This is a genomic window from Mesorhizobium sp. M0185 (assembly GCF_040322175.1).
In the GTDB taxonomy this organism is placed as follows: Bacteria; Pseudomonadota; Alphaproteobacteria; order Rhizobiales; family Rhizobiaceae; genus Mesorhizobium.
This window is the reverse complement of sequence record NZ_JAMYSY010000047.1, coordinates 28,539-46,751: the sequence shown is the minus strand read 5'-3', so window position 1 is coordinate 46,751 and position 18,213 is coordinate 28,539. Positions and strand designations below refer to the sequence as shown.

At 63.6% G+C, this 18,213-nt stretch carries 24 protein-coding genes; 11 read left to right on the top strand and 13 right to left on the bottom strand.

Translation table 11 applies throughout. The features are described 5' to 3' along the window. The coding region (locus tag NKJ20_RS27310; RefSeq protein ID WP_352748311.1) for an FAD-dependent oxidoreductase at positions 1 to 223 on the top strand (223 nt) is incomplete at its 5' end. 18 nt (positions 224 to 241) lie between these two features. Here the strand turns inward: NKJ20_RS27310 and NKJ20_RS27305 are convergent. The 4 genes from NKJ20_RS27305 to NKJ20_RS27290 all read right to left on the bottom strand — a co-directional run bounded on the left by NKJ20_RS27305 (position 242) and on the right by NKJ20_RS27290 (position 2,049). After that, positions 242 to 748, bottom strand: coding sequence for an SRPBCC family protein (locus NKJ20_RS27305; protein ID WP_352707631.1), 507 nt, complete (start codon positions 746 to 748; stop codon positions 242 to 244). Between the two features lie 38 nt (positions 749 to 786). Beyond that, complete coding sequence (locus tag NKJ20_RS27300) at positions 787 to 1,233, bottom strand: SRPBCC domain-containing protein (RefSeq protein ID WP_352450227.1); 447 nt, start codon at positions 1,231 to 1,233, stop codon at positions 787 to 789. After that, positions 1,233 to 1,544 (bottom strand): ArsR/SmtB family transcription factor, encoded by a 312-nt coding sequence (locus NKJ20_RS27295; RefSeq protein WP_352450226.1) that lies wholly within the window; start codon positions 1,542 to 1,544, stop codon positions 1,233 to 1,235. Before NKJ20_RS27295 ends, NKJ20_RS27300 begins: the two co-directional genes overlap by 1 nt. 79 nt (positions 1,545 to 1,623) lie before the next feature. Further along, positions 1,624 to 2,049 carry a GNAT family N-acetyltransferase gene (locus tag NKJ20_RS27290; RefSeq protein WP_352450225.1) on the bottom strand — a complete coding sequence of 142 codons (426 nt, stop codon included), beginning with the start codon at positions 2,047 to 2,049 and terminating at the stop codon, positions 1,624 to 1,626. A 167-nt stretch (positions 2,050 to 2,216) separates the two neighbouring features. On the opposite strand from NKJ20_RS27290, the gene leuD reads away from it, so the two are divergent. The 6 genes from leuD to NKJ20_RS27260 all read left to right on the top strand — a co-directional run bounded on the left by leuD (position 2,217) and on the right by NKJ20_RS27260 (position 6,394). Beyond that, positions 2,217 to 2,822 carry a 3-isopropylmalate dehydratase small subunit gene (gene leuD / locus NKJ20_RS27285; protein WP_352450224.1) on the top strand — a complete coding sequence of 202 codons (606 nt, stop codon included), beginning with the start codon at positions 2,217 to 2,219 and terminating at the stop codon, positions 2,820 to 2,822. Between the two features lie 61 nt (positions 2,823 to 2,883). Next, a complete protein-coding gene (locus NKJ20_RS27280) occupies positions 2,884 to 3,813 on the top strand; it encodes an Ivy family c-type lysozyme inhibitor (protein ID WP_352458325.1) in 930 nt (309 codons plus the stop codon). A gap of 110 nt (positions 3,814 to 3,923) precedes the next feature. Next, on the top strand, positions 3,924 to 4,307 hold the full coding sequence (locus NKJ20_RS27275) for a RidA family protein (RefSeq protein WP_352458324.1): 384 nt from the start codon (positions 3,924 to 3,926) through the stop codon (positions 4,305 to 4,307). A 51-nt stretch (positions 4,308 to 4,358) separates the two neighbouring features. Beyond that, positions 4,359 to 4,709 (top strand): VOC family protein, encoded by a 351-nt coding sequence (locus NKJ20_RS27270; RefSeq protein WP_352458340.1) that lies wholly within the window; start codon positions 4,359 to 4,361, stop codon positions 4,707 to 4,709. 91 nt (positions 4,710 to 4,800) lie between these two features. Continuing rightward, the gene (gene leuB, locus NKJ20_RS27265) at positions 4,801 to 5,904 is read left to right on the top strand and encodes a 3-isopropylmalate dehydrogenase (protein WP_352707636.1); all 1,104 of its coding nucleotides are present in this window, start codon (positions 4,801 to 4,803) and stop codon (positions 5,902 to 5,904) included. Between the two features lie 4 nt (positions 5,905 to 5,908). Continuing rightward, positions 5,909 to 6,394 carry a GNAT family N-acetyltransferase gene (locus NKJ20_RS27260; RefSeq protein ID WP_352748304.1) on the top strand — a complete coding sequence of 162 codons (486 nt, stop codon included), beginning with the start codon at positions 5,909 to 5,911 and terminating at the stop codon, positions 6,392 to 6,394. On the opposite strand, the gene NKJ20_RS27255 is transcribed toward NKJ20_RS27260, so the two are convergent. Both NKJ20_RS27255 and NKJ20_RS27250 read right to left on the bottom strand, forming a co-directional pair. After that, a complete protein-coding gene (locus NKJ20_RS27255; protein ID WP_352748301.1) occupies positions 6,384 to 7,097 on the bottom strand; it encodes a DUF805 domain-containing protein in 714 nt (237 codons plus the stop codon). The two genes, NKJ20_RS27260 and NKJ20_RS27255, sit on opposite strands and share 11 nt — an antisense overlap. Before the next feature lie 88 nt (positions 7,098 to 7,185). Further along, the gene (locus NKJ20_RS27250; RefSeq protein ID WP_352748298.1) at positions 7,186 to 9,018 is read right to left on the bottom strand and encodes a DEAD/DEAH box helicase; all 1,833 of its coding nucleotides are present in this window, start codon (positions 9,016 to 9,018) and stop codon (positions 7,186 to 7,188) included. A 200-nt stretch (positions 9,019 to 9,218) separates the two neighbouring features. Here NKJ20_RS27250 and NKJ20_RS27245 point away from each other — a divergent pair, with 200 nt between their 5' ends. Further along, on the top strand, positions 9,219 to 9,368 hold the full coding sequence (locus NKJ20_RS27245) for a hypothetical protein (RefSeq protein ID WP_352748296.1): 150 nt from the start codon (positions 9,219 to 9,221) through the stop codon (positions 9,366 to 9,368). A 106-nt stretch (positions 9,369 to 9,474) separates the two neighbouring features. Continuing rightward, entirely contained in the window at positions 9,475 to 10,509 is a 1,035-nt protein-coding gene (locus tag NKJ20_RS27240; RefSeq protein ID WP_023680535.1) for an aspartate-semialdehyde dehydrogenase, read from the top strand. A gap of 393 nt (positions 10,510 to 10,902) precedes the next feature. Here the strand turns inward: NKJ20_RS27240 and NKJ20_RS27235 are convergent, their stop codons facing one another. Beyond that, positions 10,903 to 11,310 (bottom strand): ACT domain-containing protein, encoded by a 408-nt coding sequence (locus NKJ20_RS27235; RefSeq protein WP_352577286.1) that lies wholly within the window; start codon positions 11,308 to 11,310, stop codon positions 10,903 to 10,905. Positions 11,311 to 11,568: 258 nt separating this feature from the next. Between NKJ20_RS27235 and NKJ20_RS27230 the strand changes: the two genes are divergently transcribed. Together NKJ20_RS27230 and NKJ20_RS27225 are read left to right on the top strand one after the other, a co-directional pair. Continuing rightward, positions 11,569 to 11,979, top strand: coding sequence for a DoxX family protein (locus NKJ20_RS27230; protein ID WP_352748294.1), 411 nt, complete (start codon positions 11,569 to 11,571; stop codon positions 11,977 to 11,979). 191 nt (positions 11,980 to 12,170) lie between these two features. Next, positions 12,171 to 12,434 carry a YMGG-like glycine zipper-containing protein gene (locus NKJ20_RS27225; protein WP_023680734.1) on the top strand — a complete coding sequence of 88 codons (264 nt, stop codon included), beginning with the start codon at positions 12,171 to 12,173 and terminating at the stop codon, positions 12,432 to 12,434. A gap of 73 nt (positions 12,435 to 12,507) precedes the next feature. On the opposite strand, the gene rpsP is transcribed toward NKJ20_RS27225, so the two are convergent. The 6 genes from rpsP to NKJ20_RS27195 all read right to left on the bottom strand — a co-directional run bounded on the left by rpsP (position 12,508) and on the right by NKJ20_RS27195 (position 18,197). Next, on the bottom strand, positions 12,508 to 12,909 hold the full coding sequence (gene rpsP / locus NKJ20_RS27220) for a 30S ribosomal protein S16 (RefSeq protein ID WP_352450212.1): 402 nt from the start codon (positions 12,907 to 12,909) through the stop codon (positions 12,508 to 12,510). A gap of 50 nt (positions 12,910 to 12,959) precedes the next feature. Further along, positions 12,960 to 13,286, bottom strand: coding sequence for a chorismate mutase (locus NKJ20_RS27215; protein WP_352450211.1), 327 nt, complete (start codon positions 13,284 to 13,286; stop codon positions 12,960 to 12,962). Positions 13,287 to 13,293: 7 nt separating this feature from the next. Further along, the gene (gene ffh, locus NKJ20_RS27210; RefSeq protein ID WP_352748291.1) at positions 13,294 to 14,910 is read right to left on the bottom strand and encodes a signal recognition particle protein; all 1,617 of its coding nucleotides are present in this window, start codon (positions 14,908 to 14,910) and stop codon (positions 13,294 to 13,296) included. Between the two features lie 410 nt (positions 14,911 to 15,320). After that, positions 15,321 to 16,289, bottom strand: a complete 969-nt coding sequence (locus tag NKJ20_RS27205) for a CPBP family intramembrane glutamic endopeptidase (RefSeq protein ID WP_352748290.1) — start codon at positions 16,287 to 16,289, stop codon at positions 15,321 to 15,323. 147 nt (positions 16,290 to 16,436) lie between these two features. Beyond that, on the bottom strand, positions 16,437 to 17,039 hold the full coding sequence (locus tag NKJ20_RS27200; protein ID WP_352450208.1) for a DUF1236 domain-containing protein: 603 nt from the start codon (positions 17,037 to 17,039) through the stop codon (positions 16,437 to 16,439). 63 nt (positions 17,040 to 17,102) lie between these two features. Continuing rightward, on the bottom strand, positions 17,103 to 18,197 hold the full coding sequence (locus NKJ20_RS27195) for a zinc-binding metallopeptidase family protein (protein WP_352450207.1): 1,095 nt from the start codon (positions 18,195 to 18,197) through the stop codon (positions 17,103 to 17,105). Positions 18,198 to 18,213 lie beyond the last annotated feature (16 nt).

The following is an 18,213-nucleotide window of genomic DNA, read 5'->3' as shown; positions in this document are numbered from 1 at the left end:
CAATACGCTCGACCAGAACGCGGTGATCGGCCCGCACCCGGAGGTCGGCAATTTCCTCTTCGCCAACGGTTTTTCCGGCCACGGCTTGCAGCAGGCTCCGGCGGTCGGCAAGGCGCTGGCCGAACTGATCGTGCATGGCGGCTATCGCACGGTGGATTGCTCGGCGTTCGGGTACAGCCGGATCGCCGACGGGCGGCCGTTTCGGGAATTGAATGTAATTTAACGCTGGCGCGAAGGGATGCTACCGTTGCTTGGTGGATTGAGCCGCCACCAAGCCGCCCGTACCAAGATACGCCTGAAGCCAGCCCAGCACCCGGGCCCAGCCTTCGGCATGCTTCGTTGCGGCAGCAGCGAGGCCGGCGAAGCCGCCATGGCAGATGGTGACGCGTGTGCCGCCGGCGATCGGCTCCAGCAGCCAGGCGACTTTGGTTTCGCGGCGGCCAAGCGTCGGATGGTCCCAGTCGTATCTCCGCGTCTGCACGATCCGGCGCGGCTCTTCGATCTCCAGGAATTCGCCGCTGGCGGGCAGGTGTCTGCCGGCCGCCGTCTCGACGGTGACGCTCCAGCGGCCGCCGACGCGGAGGTCGGCCGCCCATCCGGTCATCCGGTAGGTCCTGGCGGACCCCCACCAGCGCTCGACCTCGCGTGTAACGAGCGCGTCAAATATCCGCTCGGGCGGCGCGCGAACATCGGCGCTCGCCATGACGGTCTCGCCATTGGTCATGCTGTGCACCGCGGAACCGTGCATCACCTGTCCTCCAGAAACGTTTCGCTATCGAAACAACCTCAAGCCTTCGACGCCGGGCGCGACAGGCCTTTGCCGGTTTCGAGCAGGCTCTTCAGGCTGGACAGGATGAGCGGCCAGCCGTTCGCCACATGGCCAAGCAGCTTGTGCGGTCCATCGGCTTCGTGTGTGATGGCGAGCTTCATCATCTCGCCCTCCTGCTCGAGGGCGAAGGTGCAGCGTGTGTAGCCGTCCGCCTTGACCTCGGGCATGAACTCGTTGCGCCATTTGAGCACGATGCGCTTGGGTGGATCGATCTCGAGGACCTCGCCGCTGTCGGTGACCCGGCCGTCGGTGTAAACCATCTTCCACGCCGAACCTTGTTTCCAGTCGCTTAGCATCTGAGCGCCGAGGAAATATTGCCGCTGGAACTCCGGCGCGGTCAGTGCTTGCCAGAGTTTTTCGGGCGAAGTGCGGATGTAGGTGACATAAACGAAAATGTTGCTCATCAGTCTTCCCTTTCGAGACGTTTCTTCAAATCGCCGAGGGCGCCCAGTCGCCCCCGCTCGAATTTGCCGATCCAGCGTTCGGCGATCTCGTTGATGGGAACGGGATTCAGATAATGTTGCTTCTCGCGTCCCTTGCGGATGGTGGCGACGAGGTTTGCTTCTTCCAGGATCGCCAGATGCTTGGTCACCGCCTGGCGCGTCATGTCCATCTCACCGCACAGCGCGTTCAGCGTCTGCCCGTTCCTGGCATGAAGGCTGTCCAGCAATCGCCGGCGTGTCGGGTCGGCCAAGGCGCGAAAGACAGCATCCATGCTCATGACTCTAATATGCAACCATTTGGTTGCATGTCAAGAGGCAGAATGCGCGGGTTGAGGTCGCTGGGAGTGGATTTCAGCGCTTGCGGCCGAACCAGAATGCGTTGGGCATGCGCTCCATGCCGATACGCTCATAGAAGCCGACGGCGTCGGGTATGGAGATCAGGCTGATGGCAACGGAAGGTCCGAGTTGCCGGCGTGCCTCATCCATCAGGCCCTTGCCGATACCCAGCCCTTGCGCCGATGCAGAAACAGCGAGCTCGGAGATATAGCAGACCCAGGAAAAGTCGGTGATGCCGCGAGCGACACCAACCAGCGGCTTGCCCGGTGCATCGATGCGCGCGGTGAGCACCAGGTCGGCACTCGTGAGCATCGCCTTCAAACGGGCATGATCATCGACGGGCCGTGTCTCGCCGAGGCCGGATTCCACCAGAACGCGGCGGAACTCGGCGATGCCGAGGCCCGGTTCGCTGGCGTAAAGGATCGTGGATCGCGTTGTCATGTCGACAAAAGTGCACCATGGGCAGGTGGTTTTGAAGCTGTTTTGTACCGATTTTGTGTTTCGATCGACGACGGAAGTCCAAAAACAGCCGTCTTTTATTTGCCCGCGGCATTGTGTAAACCGGGCGCCAGCAATTCCCCGCAACGAGAAGAAGACGGGCAAGAACCATGGAAAAATTCACCAAGCTCACCGGTGTCGCCGCGCCGATGCCGATCGTCAATGTCGACACTGACATGATCATCCCCAAGGATTATCTCAAGACGATCAAGCGCACCGGGCTCGGCACCGGCCTGTTCGCCGAAATGCGTTACAAGGACGACGGCTCGGAAAACCCGGACTTCGTGCTCAACAAGCCGGCCTACCGCAAGGCGCAGATCCTGGTCGCCGGCGACAATTTCGGCTGCGGTTCGAGCCGGGAACATGCGCCGTGGGCGCTGCTCGATTTCGGCATCCGCTGCGTCATCTCGACCTCGTTCGCCGACATTTTCTACAACAACTGCTTCAAGAACGGCATCTTGCCGATCACCGTCAGCGCGGAAGACCTGGAGAAGCTGATGGACGATGCCTCGCGCGGTTCCAACGCGACGCTGTCGGTCGATCTCGAAGCCAAGGAAATTCGCGGGCCGGACGGGGGCGTGGTCAAGTTCGACCTCGACGAATTCAAGCGCCACTGCCTGCTCAACGGGCTCGACGATATCGGTCTGACCATGGAGAAGGCCGGCGCCATCGCTTCGTTCGAGAAGAAGAACGCTGCTGAGCGCCCCTGGGCCTGAGCGGTACGATGACCTGGCCGCGACAGGCCGGGTTCGTGGCGGCTGAACGGAGGGAACAGTCATGACACGTTCGCTTCTTGCCGGGGCCTGCGCGCTGGCGTGGATTCTGATGCCGGTGGCAGGCGCGCATGCACAGACCGACGTGGTGCTCGTGCCGGCTGACGATGCGTCCGGCGGGGCCGCCGACCAGGGCGCGTTGAGCAATGCGGCCCTAGCCGACAATGACAAACAGGCGCCGATGCCGTTCGAGGGCGGCCAACTGACTATCACCCAGGAGGAAGAGTACGGGGAACGGGTGCTCGCCTTCGACGGCAAGGAACTGGCGCGCAATTACGACGTCTTCTTCGACAAGATCGTCGAGGTCGGCGGCGTCAAGGTGGCGCTGGTCGATGTCGGCGACGGCGGCAATCAATGCGGCCCGGCCAAGGTGATCGTGTGGAAGCCGGAAGGCGGCACGATCCAGACGACCACGGTCGAGCAGGATGAATGCGGCGCGCCGCCGGCCGCGATCTCCGACAGCGCCATCTATTTCGTGCCCTATCTGCTGCCGGGTGATTCCAAGCCGGCGCTGCAATGGTCGCCGACGGACGGACTGACGACGTCCGGTAATCTGACCTACATGCCGGAGCCGGGCACCGACTGGAAAGACATCGATCCGTCGAAATACGACAACATCATTGATGCCTTCCACAACGAGGCCGTCTACAGGCTAGCCGAGACGCTGCTCGGCAAGGACATGCCCGACATCGCGACCAGCCTGCTGGTCGGCGGCGGTACTGAGGAGACCGCTTCGGGCGCCTTTTTTGCCAGCGGCTGCGTGCCGCATGATTGCGGCGGCAATGACGGCTTCATGGCCGTTGACCCGGTCAACCAGAAGCTCTATTTCGCCCGCCGCGGCGACAAGCCCGAGCCGGACGCGTGGCCAGCGGTGAGTACATGGCCGGCCGACGTCAAGGAAGCGCTGGACAAGGCGCTGGGGTCGGCGAATTAGATCGTTCTGCCGCGATCCTTCGCGCGCCCCGGACATCTCCCCACTTGGGGGGAGATCGGCCGTCACCGCCGCTTTCGCCAAACCGCCTACGCTGCAAAAAAGGAGGACCTATGCGAAAACTGATCTCCACCGGTTCGCCCTTCGAGAACACCGCCGGCTATTCGCGCGCCGTGGTGCAGGGCGACTGGTGTTTCGTGTCCGGAACGACCGGCTACGATTATGCGACCATGTCGATGCCGGAGACCGTAGAGGCACAAACGCGCAATTGCCTGGCGACGATCGCCAAGGCGCTCGGGGACGGCGGCTTCGAGATGGCCGATGTGGTGCGGGCACATTACTATATCACCGATGCGGCTTTCGTGGATGTGGTGTTCCCGATCCTCGGCGAGGCCTTTGGCGAGATCAGGCCGGCGGCAACGATGATCGTGTGTCAGCTCAACAAGCCGGAGATGAAGATCGAGATCGAGGTGACGGCGCTGCGGCGCACAGCCTGATGCCTGTCACGGTTGCGACAACGACACGGTCAGCACGAGGATCGGCCCATGGTGAAGGTCAGGCGCATCGTTGCAAACATAGACACGCAGGATATCGCGGCGGCAAAACCTTTCTATCAGGATGTGCTCGGCCTCGATCTCAAGATGGATATGGGCTGGATCGCTACCTACGGCTCGCAAGAGACGATGTCCGTGCAGGTCAGTTTCATGGCCGAAGGGGGATCAGGAACGCCGGTGCCGGACATCTCTATCGAAGTCGACGACATCGATGACGCGCTTGAAAGCATGAGAAAGGCCGGCTTTGCCATCGAATACGGTCCGGCGGACGAACCCTGGGGCGTGCGGCGCTTCTTCGTACGCGACCCGTTCGGCAGGCTGGTCAATATCCTTTCGCACCGGTAGCGACACCGGGCGGCAAAGCGCGGGCTTGCGCAGAACCCGCTTGGCCTTTAGCAAGGCCGCGTTCATGCGCTAAACGATTGGGACGGTTCTCATGGCTTCGAAAAATCTTCTCCTGCTTGCCGGCGACGGTATCGGCCCCGAGGCGATGGCCGAGGTGAAGAAATTGATCGCCGCCATGAACGACAGCCTCGACAGCGATTTCGCCACCGATGAGGGCCTGGTCGGCGGTTGCGCCTATGATGAGCATGGCGCGGCGATTTCCGATGCCGACATGGCCAAGGCGATGGCGGCGGACGCGGTGCTGTTCGGTGCCGTCGGCGGGCCGAAATGGGATGCGGTGCCCTATGAGGTGCGGCCCGAGGCCGGTCTCTTGCGCCTGCGCAAGGACATGGAGCTGTTCGCCAATCTCAGGCCGGCAATCTGCTATCCGGCGCTGGCGGCGTCTTCCTCGCTCAAGCAGGAGGTGGTCGAGGGTCTCGATATCCTCATCGTGCGCGAGCTCACCGGCGGCGTCTATTTCGGCGAGCCGAAGCAGATCATCGATCTCGGCAACGGCCAGAAGCGCGGCATCGACACCCAGGTTTACGACACGTTCGAGATCGAGCGCATTTCGGGCGTTGCCTTCGAGTTGGCACGCACGCGCAAAAACCACGTCACCTCGATGGAAAAGCGCAATGTGATGAAATCAGGCGTGCTGTGGAACGAGGTCGTCACCCAGACGCACAAGGCGCGCTATGCCGACGTCAAGCTCGATCACATGTTGGCCGATGCCGGGGGCATGCAGCTGGTGCGCTGGCCGAAGCAGTTCGACGTCATCGTCACCGACAATCTGTTCGGCGACATGCTGTCCGACATCGCCGCCATGCTGACCGGCTCGATCGGCATGCTGCCGTCGGCCTCGCTAGGCGCACCTGATGTCAAGACCAAGAAGCGCAAGGCGCTCTACGAGCCGGTGCACGGCTCGGCGCCCGACATCGCCGGCAAGGGTATCGCCAATCCGATCGCCATGATCGCCTCCTTCGCCATGTGCATGCGCTATTCCTTCGGCATGGTTGATGAGGCCGACAGGCTGGAAGGCGCGATCGCCGCCGTGCTCGATCAGGGCTTGCGTACCAGGGATATTCATTCGCCGGGGATGACCGAGGTCGGCACCGCTGAGATGGGCGATGCGATCATCGCCAAGTTCCTGGGCTGATCCCGTGTCGGTCGACGTCCGCTGGGCGACGACCGGGGATGCGGCGGCACTCGCCGCCATGCTTTGCGAAATGGCGGTGCATTACCGGCAGCCGCCACTCGACGCCAGCCAAGCTTTGTCGGCGGCACAGAAATGGCTTGGCGACGAAAGTCCGGCCTATCCGCATTTTGCGCTCGCCTTCGTCGATGGTGGAGTTTGCGGGCTGGCCTCGGTTGCGATCGCGCATCCCGGCATCGATCTCGAGCGGCTGCTGTTCCTCAAGGACCTGTTCGTGCGCGATACCGCCCGCGATGGCGGTGTCGGTCGAGCGCTGATGGCATTCCTCGCTGGCAATTGCATGCGCGAAGGCATCGGCCGTATCGATCTGACCACGGAGGACTGCAACGAAGGCGCGCTGCGCTTCTACGTCGGACTCGGAGCGGAGCGCCAGGGCCAGAAGGTCTTCCTCAGGCTTTCGAGCGAGGTGCTGAAGGCGATCGCTAAACCCTGACACCCGCCGGCACCGGACCCCACTTGTTCTCGCGCGGCTGGTTCGGGATCAGCGCAAAGATCAGGATGATCACGGTGCCGAAGGTCGGGATCAGGAAAAGCAGGAAGAGCCAGCCGGTCAGGCCGGTATCGTGCAGGCGACGCACGTTCAGCCCGAACCACGGCAGGGCTGTCGCCAGCAGGAAGAGACCGGAAAGGCCGACCGTCACTGCCGGCAATTCACTGTTGTCGAGATTGCCCATGGCGTCGTCGATAAAGACGCCGAGTCCTATGACCACAATCAGCGCGATCGTCCAGAACAGACAATAGCCCCAATACTCTTTGCGGCGGGCACGGCCGGCGAAGTTGAAGTAATTCTTGGTCAGACCCCGCCAGAAGTAGCTCCACAGGCCAGCCGACTCGGCCGGACTTTGTTCCGCGGAACGGCCGAAATGTTGCGGCTGACGTGCCGCTGGCGCATTGCCGGCCTGAGACGGCGCGGCGGTTGCAGTGGAGGCGTCGGCGGGCGCACTGGCAGGTTGGGCACGGATCGAAAAAACATCGCGTGCCCGTCCGCCAGCCGGCTGGAATTCGACGGTCGTACCTCCGGCAACCGATGCTTCGCGGCGCAAATCTTCGCGCGCCAAAGTGTAGCGGTTGCCGTCGGCTCCGGTGATGAAGCCGAAACCCTGGTCTTCGTCGTAATGAAGAACTTCGCCGCGCATGTCCTGCCCACCCCCATTTCCCCGCCCCAGACTGTGCAAAGTTCCGGCAGACCGCAAGGGGCGTGCGGAAATGGAGAGTGCTGGCTATTTACCCCGGCCGTTTCTTCGATTTCTTGTGTTTCGCAGGTCCGCCTTCGACCTTCGCCTTGGCCGGTTTCCCGGCCCAGGGCTTCGCCTCGAATGCCGGGCGCTGGTCGGCCGGTGCGCGCTTCTCGAATTTGGGCGTGTTCTGATCGAAGGTGCGCTTGCCGCGGTGCGGCTTCCTGTCGGGCCGTGGTTCCTGATAGCCGGCCCGCGACAAATCCGGCGTGCCGTCCAGCCGCTTGACCGCAATGTTGCCCTGCAGCTTCCGGTCGGGGCCGATCGCAGCGAGGAAACGCTCGGCCCAGTCCGCCGCGATCTGCACGAAGGTTTCCTCCGGCTGCATCTTGATGGCGCCGATCTCGCGCTTGGAAATGCCGCCTGTCCGGCACAGCATCGGGATCAGCCAGCGCGGCTCGGCATTCTGCCGGCGTCCGACCGACAGCGAGAACCAGACGCTGTCGCCGAAATCGTCGCGGCGGCTCGGTGTCTCGTCCCGGCGCGCAAATTTTTCGCCCGACGGCGTGAACGCTGCCACGTCGAGAAGATCCTCCGGCGCCGAGTGGCTGGAGCGGCACATCCGCACGAAGGCGGCGGCAACCTGTTCGGGCCCGTGCTGATCGAGAAGCGCCTCGACGAAGCCGCGCTCCTCATCCTTCATAGGCTCGCTGAAGACCGGATCAGCGAGAATGCGCTCGTCGTCGCGCCGTATCACGTCGTCGGCCGACGGCGGGCTCGCCCAGGTTGCCGCAAGGCCGGCACTTTGCAGCAGCCGCTCGGTGCGCCTGCGGGCACTATTGGGCACGATCAGGGCGCTGACGCCCTTGCGTCCCGCACGACCCGTGCGTCCGCTTCGGTGCAGGAGCGTTTCCGGGTTGGTCGGCAGGTCGGCATGGATCACCAGCTCGAGATTGGGAAGGTCGATGCCGCGTGCCGCGACGTCGGTGGCGATGCAGACCTTGGCGCGGCCGTCGCGCATCGCCTGTAGCGCATGGCTGCGCTCGTTCTGGCTAAGCTCGCCGGACAGCGCCACGACGGAAAAGTTGCGATTGTTGAAGCGCGCCGTCAAATGGTTGACGGCGGCGCGCGTGTTGCAGAACACCAGCGCGTTCTTGGCCTCGTAAAAGCGCAGCACGTTGATGATGGCGTTTTCGCGATCCGCCTGGGCGACGCTCAGCGCCCGGTATTCGATGTCGAGATGCTGCTTTTCCTCACCGGAGGCCGAGATGCGTACCGCATCGCGCTGGTAGCCTTTGGCCAGCGTGGCGATGGAGCGCGGCACGGTCGCGGAAAACATCAGCGTGCGGCGATCGGCGGGTGCGGCATCGAGGATGAATTCCAGATCCTCGCGAAAGCCGAGATCGAGCATCTCGTCGGCCTCGTCGAGCACCACTGCCTTGAGCGCCGACATGTCGAGCGAATTGCGGGTGATGTGGTCGCGCAGGCGGCCGGGCGTGCCCACGACGATATGGGCGCCGCGCTCCAGCGTGCGCCGTTCGGTGCGCATGTCCATGCCGCCGACGCAGGACGCCACCGTGGCGCTGGTCAGTTCGTAGAGCCATTCCAGCTCGCGCGTTACCTGCAGGGCCAGCTCCCGCGTCGGCGCCACGGCCAGCGCCAGGGGTGCCGCCGCGTGGGAAAAGCGCTCCGCGCCATCGAGAAGGGTCGGCGCCAAAGCCAGACCGAAGGCGACGGTCTTGCCGGAGCCGGTCTGGGCCGAAACCAGCGCATCGGCCTGGCCAAGCTCGAGAACGGCCTTCTGCACCGGCGTCAGCTCGACATAGCCGCGTTTTTCCAGCGCCTTTGCCAGCGCGGGAACAATAGCTTCGAAGTTGGACATCTTGCTCTTTCGAAATTCGGATTCTGAATACCCGGCGACGGGTCAAATGTCGGCAAGCGCCACAGACGGGCGCCACGAGCCAGACGATGCTCGTTCGTACTTGGTGCCGCCGTCATTGTACAGGGCGGCGGGTCGGCCTGCTTGCGATTGACTCTAGACGTAAACCGCGTAAAAGCCGGCACCGAACGGGATAGTTTTCGATGCGCGGCCTTTTGATGGCGCTTTCTGCCTTCGACATCCCCGGCCCCAATGCGAACCATTGGGCCGGGCGGGTCGCTGCGTCTCCTCGTTCCAGCAAAATCATGTTCTTGCTCAAAAAATCCGGCAAAACGACCACCAAAACGGTCTGATTCCCTTGGCCTAACCACCCTCTCCCGGGTCCGGCCCGGGGGTTGAAACCCGCATCGGCCGGCGGGTTTTCTCCAGAAACCGAGCGGAGAGGGACAGGAGATTTCGATGAGTTTCAAGGTTGCGATCGTCGGCGCCACGGGCAATGTGGGCCGGGAAATGCTCAACATACTGGAGGAACGCGGCTTTCCGGTGAGCGAGGTGGTGGCGCTGGCCTCGCGGCGCAGCCAGGGCACGGAAGTGTCGTTCGGCGACCGCACGCTGAAGGTCAGAGCGCTCGACCAATATGATTTTTCAGATACCGACATCTGCATCATGTCGGCCGGCGGCAACGTCTCCAAGGAATGGTCGCCGAAGATCGGCAAGCAGGGCTGCGTCGTCATCGATAATTCGTCGGCCTTCCGCTACGACCAGGACGTGCCGCTGATCGTTCCGGAAGTGAACCCGGATGCGATCTCGCTGTTCACGCGCAAGAACATCATTGCCAACCCGAACTGCTCGACGGCGCAGCTGGTCGTGGCGCTGAAGCCGCTGCATGACGCGGCCACCATCAAGCGCGTCGTCGTCGCCACCTACCAGTCGGTCTCCGGCGCCGGCAAGGAAGGCATGGACGAATTGTTCACGCAGACGCGCGCGGTGTTTGTCGCCGACCAGGTCGACGTCAAGAAGTTCACCAAGCGTATCGCCTTCAACGTCATCCCGCATATCGACGTCTTCCTCGACGACGGCTTCACCAAGGAAGAGTGGAAGATGGTGGCCGAGACCAAGAAGATGCTCGACCCGAAGATCAAGCTGACGGCGACCTGCGTGCGCGTGCCGGTGTTCATCGGCCATTCGGAAGCGGTCAACATCGAGTTCGAGAAGCCGATCACCGCCGATGAGGCGCGCGAGATCCTGCGCGAGGCGCCGGGCTGCCAGGTCATCGACAAGCGCGAGGACGGCGGCTACATCACGCCGCTGGAATCGGCCGGCGAGGACGCCACCTTCATCTCGCGCATCCGCGAGGACTCGACCATCGACAACGGCCTGTCGATGTGGATCGTCTCCGACAATCTGCGCAAGGGCGCGGCGCTGAATGCCGTGCAGATCGCGGAGCTGCTGGTCGAGCGCGGGCTGATCCAGCCGAAGAAGAAGGCGGCATAGTTCGCTCACGGCCGTATCGCCGCTAGCGCGGCTGGCCTCCGCGGGGGCGCCGGACGACCGGCGGCCTGCGGTCGCAGGCTCGGCCTTCGGCCGCGATTTTTGCTCAGCTTGCTTTTCCGCTCACGGCCGTATCGCTGCTGTCGCGGCTGGCCCTCCGCGGGGGCGCCGGACGACCGGCGGCCTGCGGTCGCAGGCTCGGCCTTCGGCGGTTGTTTCGCTCACGGCCGTATCGCCGCTACGCGGCTGGCCTCCGCGGGGCGTCGGAAGGCCGGCGGCCCGCAGTCGCGGGCTCGGCCTTCGGCCGTTAGCGCCCTTCTCCCCGTTCACGGGGAGAAGGTGCCGGCAGGCGGATGAGGGGCATAGGCGTCTCAAATAGGCAGCAAGGCGACGGCGTCACAGCCGGTTCTCCTCCGCCAGGTCCAACAGCAACTCCAGCGCCTCCTCCGCCCGGTCGGCGGGCACGAACAGATGATCGTGGTAGAAGGCCGAGACCGGATTGACGCCGATGCCGGCGGTGGCCAGCCGCGCGGTGATGGCGGCGAGGAAGCCGACCGCTTCCAGCGACGAATGGATGTTCAGCGTCAGCATCCGGCAGCGGAACACGGTTTTCAGTCCAGCGGCCTTGGCATGGTCTTCAAGCACGATCAGCGTCGTGCCCTCGCGCTCGCGAAATAGCATCACCGGGTGGAGCCTGTCGGGAACGGGCGCATCGGGTGGCAACGTGGTGAAGACATGAACGCCGGCAAGCAATTCCGGCGTCATTGCCGCCAGCAACTTTTTCAGGTCGGTCTCTCCGGCCATCGGTTGCTTTCGTTGTGCGATCAGGCGGCGGCTTTCGTCGAGCGTCGGAAGACACCCCTACGGATTTTCAATAACGCCCTCCATCTCACCTCGCAAGGTGGACTTGCCAGGTTCGTTGCTGGCTGAACTTGTACATCCCAGGTCGCCGTCCCCGGGAGTGAAAAAGAACTGGAGGCATGTCGGATCGCCATCCTGGGCCGCGTCCTTGGTTCGAGCTGGCGAAGGAGCCAGTGCTCACAACGACCGGAGGGAACGTCAATGACCATGTCTCAGGCAGCACCCGTCTCATCGCGTGCCTTGTGGGCCGGCCGCGTGCTCAGCGCCGTCATCGTGCTGTTCATGATCTTCGACGGCGTCATCAAGCTACCGCCGCTCGAAATCGTCACCCAGACCATGGTGCAGCTCGGCTGGCCGGCCGATGCCAATGTCTCGCGCATGCTCGGCATCATTGGACTGGTCTCGACAGCGCTTTACGCGCTGCCACGCACCTCGGTGCTCGGCGCCATCCTGCTCACCGCCTATCTCGGCGGCGCCGTCGCCACGCATGTGCGTATCGGCAGCCCTTTGTTCTCGCACATACTGTTCGGCGTCTATCTCGGCGCCGTCCTCTGGGGTGGCCTGTATCTGCGCGATCCAAGGGTGCGCGCGTTGTTCCCGTTCAGCCAATAGCGGCGACATCGAAAGCCGTTCGATGGTGGCCACGCCGCCAGAGCGGGCGCGGTCTGCGGCCGCCTTTCTACTCTTTGGATCAAATTGAGCGCCGCCGGGCGGCAGCCGATCTTCTTCTTTGGATCAAATCGCCTGGTTGCGAGTTAGGGGGTGCAGCGGCGAGGACGGCACCCTGTTGGAGAGGAACGACAATGAAAAAGGTGATGATCTTGATGGCCTTGCTGGTCCCGCTCGGTGCCTGCTCCCGTACTGAGCAAGGCGCGGCAGTTGGTGGCCTGGGCGGTGCGGCGGTCGGCGCTGCTGTGGCCGGCAACCCGACCAAGGGCGCGGTGATCGGCGGTGCGGCCGGCGCTTTGGCCGGTGCACTGATCGGCCGTGCCAGCGAAAGCGGCCAATGCCGTTATCGCGATCGTAACGGTCGTGTCTACGTTGCGAGTTGCCCGGAAGGCTATTGATCGGGCCGCATCATATGGATGCAATAGCAAAACGGCGGGCAGGGCCCGCCGTTTCGTGGTTGTGGAGATGATTTTATTCGGCGCTGGCGGCTTCCGCCTCGGCCGGCGCGGCTGCGGCGGCGGCAACGGCCGCGGCGGCATCTTCCTGCGCCTTCTTCAGCAAGGCTGCGCGCTCCTGCGCCTTCTTGCCAGGCTCGGCCTTTTTCGGGTTGGCGCGCGCTTCGCGCTTGGCGATGCCGGCTTCATCGAGGAAGCGCAGCACGCGGTCGGTCGGCTGGGCGCCATGCGACAGCCAATGCTTGACGCGCTCGGCGTCGACCTTGACGCGTTCGCCGTCCTTGGGCAGCAGCGGATTCCATGAGCCGAGCGACTCGATGAAACGGCCGTCGCGCGGCGAACGCGCGTCGGCGACGACGACATGGTAATAGGGACGCTTCTTCGAGCCCGCACGGGCCAATCGGATTTTCAGTGGCATTTCTTTTCTCCTAAAAGCTCTGATTTGGTTGATCGGTTGGTGGCTGGTCCTCAGCCGGTTTTCGCTACGCCGTTGGATGCGGCGATCTGCTCGTGATGGCGGATCACTTCGCGGACGACGAAGTTCAGGAATTTCTCCGCGAAATCCGGGTCGAGATGGGCGTCCTTCGCCAGTTGGCGAAGACGGGCGATCTGCTCCTGCTCGCGCGCCGGGTCGGCAGGCGGCAGGCCATGTTCCGCCTTCAGCACGCCGACTGCCTTGGTGCAGCGGAAGCGCTCGGCCAGCATATGGATCAGCGCCGCGTCGATATTGTCGATCGAGGCGCGATAATTGGCCAGCGCCGCACGCGCGTCCGCCATGTCCTTCTCTTCGTTCATGGCGCCCTCACTTCTTCTTGCCGAGGCCATTCTTGCCAAGCATTGGCAGCCCGCCACCGCCCGGCAGGCCGGGAAGTTTCATGCCGCCGGGCAGCCCAGGCAGGCCACCGCCACCGGGAAGACCACCGGGCAGGCCCTTCATGCCGCCGAGCCCGGCCGCCTGGGCCTGCTTCTGCAAGGCGTCGAGCTGCTTGGGGTCCATCTTGGAGAGGTCCGGCATGCCGCCGCCCATCATGCCGCCTGCGCCGCCAGGCATCATGCCGCCGAGCCCCATCTTGGAAGCGAGGCCGCCCATCATGCCGCGCATCAGGCCGCCGCCTTTGCCCTTGCCGCCCATCGCCTTCATCATGTCGGCCATGCCGCGATGCATCTTCAACAGTTTGTTGATTTCGGCCGCGTTGGTACCCGAGCCGGCGGCGATGCGCTTCTTGCGCGAGTGCTTCAGAATATCGGGGTTGGCACGCTCGGCCTTGGTCATCGACGAGATGATGGCGAGCTGGCGACCGAACATCTTGTCGTCGAGCCCGGCGGCGGCCATCTGGTCCTTCATCTTGCCCATGCCGGGCATCATGCCCATGATGCCGCCCATGCCACCCATTTTCGACATTTGCTGAAGCTGGCCGGCGAGGTCGTTCAGGTCGAACTTGCCCGACTGCATCTTCCTGGCCATCGCCGCGGCCTGTTCGGCGTCGATGTTCTCGGCCGCCTTTTCGACGAGGCTGACGATGTCGCCCATGCCGAGGATGCGGTCGGCGATGCGCTTGGGGTGGAATTCCTCCAGCGCGTCCATTTTTTCGCCGGTGCCGATCAGCTTGATCGGCTTACCGGTGACGGCGCGCATCGAGAGCGCCGCACCACCGCGGCCGTCGCCGTCCATGCGGGTCAGCACGAGGCCGGTGATGCCGACGCGCTCGTCGAAGCTTTTTGCCAGATTGACGGCGTCCTGGCCGGTCAGCGAATCGGCGACCAGCAGGATCTCGTGCGGCGACGACATCTTCTTGATGTCGGCCATCTCGACCATCAACGGCTCGTCGATATGGGTGCGGCCGGCGGTGTCGAGGATGACGACGTCATGGCCGCCGAGCTTGGCCGCCTGCACGGCGCGGCGGGCGATATCGACCGGCGTCTGGCCGGCGACGATCGGCAATGTGGCGACCTTGACCTGCTCGCCGAGCTGCCGGAGCTGCTCTTGCGCGGCGGGACGCCGCGTGTCGAGCGAGGCCATCAAGACTTTCTTGTTTTGACGGTCGGTGAGGCGCCTGGCGATCTTGGCCGAGGTCGTCGTCTTGCCGGAACCCTGCAAGCCGACCATCATGATGACGACCGGAGCCGGTGCATTGAGGTCGATGGCGACGCCCTCGGCGCCGAGCATGTCGACCAGCTCGTCATGGACGATCTTGACGACCATCTGGCCGGGCTTGATCGACTTGACCACGGCGGCGCCGACGGCCTTCTCGCGCACCTTGTCGGTGAAGGAACGCACCACTTCCAGCGCCACGTCGGCCTCGAGCAACGCACGGCGCACCTCGCGCAGCGCCGCCGAGACATCAGCCTCCGACAAGGCGCCGCGGCCGGTGAGGCCGTTCAGGATCGAACCAAGGCGCTCTTGCAGGGACTCAAACATTGGTCAAACCGCCGTGCGAGAGCGCCTTGGATTCATGCTGATCCCCGTCGGGCCTGCGGCCCTCCACGCCTCTTGTGCGTTCCTGTAGCGATTCAAACATTCTTTTTCCTTTTCCCTGGCACCCGGATGATGCCCGAGAGGTAATGCGTTCGCGCCGACTGTCCAAGCAAAAGCCGGTCCGGGCAAAAGCCCAAAGCCAAAAAGCACCCGGGGGCGCACAGCGCTGCCGGGTGTTGGCCTCCGGGATCGATTTACAGCACTTCACCTCAAAGAGGTTTCGGCGTCCCGGTCGGTTTGCTCGGAGGAATACTCGTCGCGGAATTCGCGGCGTGTAGACAGGAAATCGGCCGCAGAGTCAAGCTTTGGTCAAGCTTTGCGTCAAATAGCTCAGGACGACCAGGCAATGCACATCAGCGCACGCTGCCGGCGCGCGCCATATCCGGCTCGACCTTCAGCGGTGAGCGCGGATGTAAAAGCAGCAGAACGGTCAACAGGCTGCTGACGATGCCGATCGAAGCGATGAGGACGGCGTCTGAAGTCGTCCAGCCGGCGGCTTCGAGCGGCTTGGCGTTGAACAGGGCGAAGGAATTATAGCTTTGCTGGTGCGAAATCAGCAGGAAGCCGGTCAGATTGTTACCGAGATGGGCACCAAAGCCGGCACCGAGATTACCGGTTGCATAGACCAGAAGCGTTAGCAGCAGCGCAAAGGCGGCGATCGAGGCCAGCACGCAGGCATTGATGGCAGCGCTCGAACCTGGGCTCCAGTGCAGGGAGGTGAACAGCAATCCCGGCAGCAGCGCCCAGATGAAAGGGTTCCGGAACCGGCTCGCCAGGCCCCTGAGCAGATAACCGCGAAACAGCATCTCCTCCGACGAGGTCTGCAGAAAGGTCAGGGCGGTGATCGGGATCAGGAACGAAAGCCACGCGGACAGGCCGATCGCGCCGCGCGCGATGTCGGGCTGCAAACCATAAAGCAGGATCTCGGAAAGCAGCGAGGTGATCAGCACCGCGGTCAGTCCTTTCAGGAACCCCGACCAAGAAATGCGCCGGCTGACGCCAATCAGGGCTGTCAGCTTCTCGCGATGGATCCAGCGCATGGCAGCCCAAAGGCCGAGCCAGATTCCGGCAAATGAAGCCAGCGCCGCGAGGATGCCCGCAGGAGAGGCCATGAAATCCTGCACCGCTCCTCCACCTGGCGGGGCGGTGCCAGACGATGCCTGCCAAACGGCAAAGGCATAGGTGCCGCCGAACAGCACGGCGGCAGTGGTTCCGAGCCAGAACAGGATGACGACCACCGCTCCAAGCAGAAGCCGCGGCAAAGTGGTCTTGTTGTTGGCGGTGTGCCGGTACTGTTGGAAGGCGGTTGGGTCGATCGTCACGCGGGCTCGCTGGCTGGTGCTTCGGCTCGCAAGGTCTAGAACATCGGCCCCAATGTGGAAACCGGTATTGCAGCGGCAATGCCGGCTTGTGGCAATGTCGGGAGTGCGAGCGGCCGCCATTACAGGGCGACCGCCCTGTTTGTATCGTCAGCGCACGACGTACACGATACGCCGGCTGCCCGGATCGACCAGTGCCGGCTGGCCGTTCACATAGACGTAGCGGTAATCATAGTCCGGAATCTCGCGCAGCTCGACGGTGTCAGGCAACGTCGCGCCCGTCACCACCTCGCCCTCCAGATAGACCGGATCGAGCCGATGCGTACGCACATAGGTACGGATCTCGGCCGGCGGTCTCCGGATAGGCTCGATCGCCTCGCCGGCGACGATTGCTCCGGTATAGCTGTCGGAATACTCGACGCTATCGGCGGGCGGCGTCACGACGGCAATGTCGGCGCCGGCCGGACGCTGTGTCAGGACCACACGGCTGCCGCCGAAATCGGCCGTCACATAGTCGGAATAGACCCAGCCCTGGCCGTTAGCCTCGGCGATAGTGCACCATTTGCTGTTAGCGATGCAGCCGTCGAGCGTCGCCGACTGGCCGGCCGCGAGCACGCCGATCACCGGATATTGCGGGCCGGGGCCGGCGCGTACATTGAGATCAGTGATGGCCGAGACGGCGGTGTCGGCCAATGCAGAGCCCGACATCGCTATGAGCGCTCCGGCCACCGCCGGAAACAATATGCGTTTCATGGTCTTCTCTCCGTTTCACAGTCCCTTGGCACGGAAAACGAAGCAAAGCCGCATGCGTTCCGGCTAAAAGGCTTCGGCCGGCTCACGATTTGTTCCAGTCGTTTTCGGCAGGTCGGTCAAAAGCTCGTGAACAAAAGCAAGTTTTTGCGCCGCCACGTCCGAGATGACGAAGGGATAGAGATCGGGCAGGCCCATGCAGCGGTTGATCGAGTTGGACGCCTCCGACAGCACCAGCCAGCGGTCGAGAATCCTTTCGAAAGGCTCTGGCCTGGAGGCGGGTTCCGATGGTGCCGGCTGCAGCTTGCCGCCGGTATCGGCGCGCGGCAGCTCGTTGGCTTCAACGGTTTCCAGCCGGCCGAGCGGGAAATTCAGGGCATGCACCATCTCCAGCGTGTCGGTGATGTGCATGTGATGCGCCCATGTCTCGGCCCAGTCCTCCCATGGGTGCGACGTCGCATAGGCCGAGATATGGCGCTGCTGCCAGTCGGGCGGCGCGCCATCGGCATAATAGGTCTTCAGCGCCTGTTCGTAGCCGGCGCGCTCGTCGCCGAACAAAGCGCGAAAACCGGCAAGCTTTTGCGAATCGTCGCGGATCAGGCGGTCCCAGTAATAATGGCCGAACTCATGGCGGAAATGGCCGAGCAGCGTGCGGTAGTTCTCGCCCATCTCGACGCGACGCCGTTCGCGCTCTGCCGAATCCGCCTCGGCGACGTTGAGCGTGATCCGGCCGTTGTCATGACCCGTCAGGATACGTTCGCCGCCCGGACCGCCGCCGATCGGATCGGCAAGAAAATCGAAAGCGAGACCGATCTCGTCGCCAACGTCCTGCTTGGGTGCGACCGGCAGGCCGAAGGCGAGCAGCGAATAGACGGCACGCTTCTTTGCCGCCTCGACACGGATCCAGCGGCGGCGGTTGCCGTCGACCGACAGATCCGGGATCAGCTGGTTCAGCGCACAGGCGCGGCAGAAGGCGTGGCCGGGCTCCGCCATCCAGTTGCAGGCGCATTCGTCGGCATTGGTGCAATGGAAGACGTCGGCGCCGGACAGCGCGAAGCGCGCATGCTCGGGATCGTAGAGCACGAGGCTGGCGCAGTTCAGGCATTGCGCGTTCTCGAAATAGAGACGGTGGCCGCAATGCGGGCAGTCGAAAAGCTTCATTGGCGTCTCAAATCAT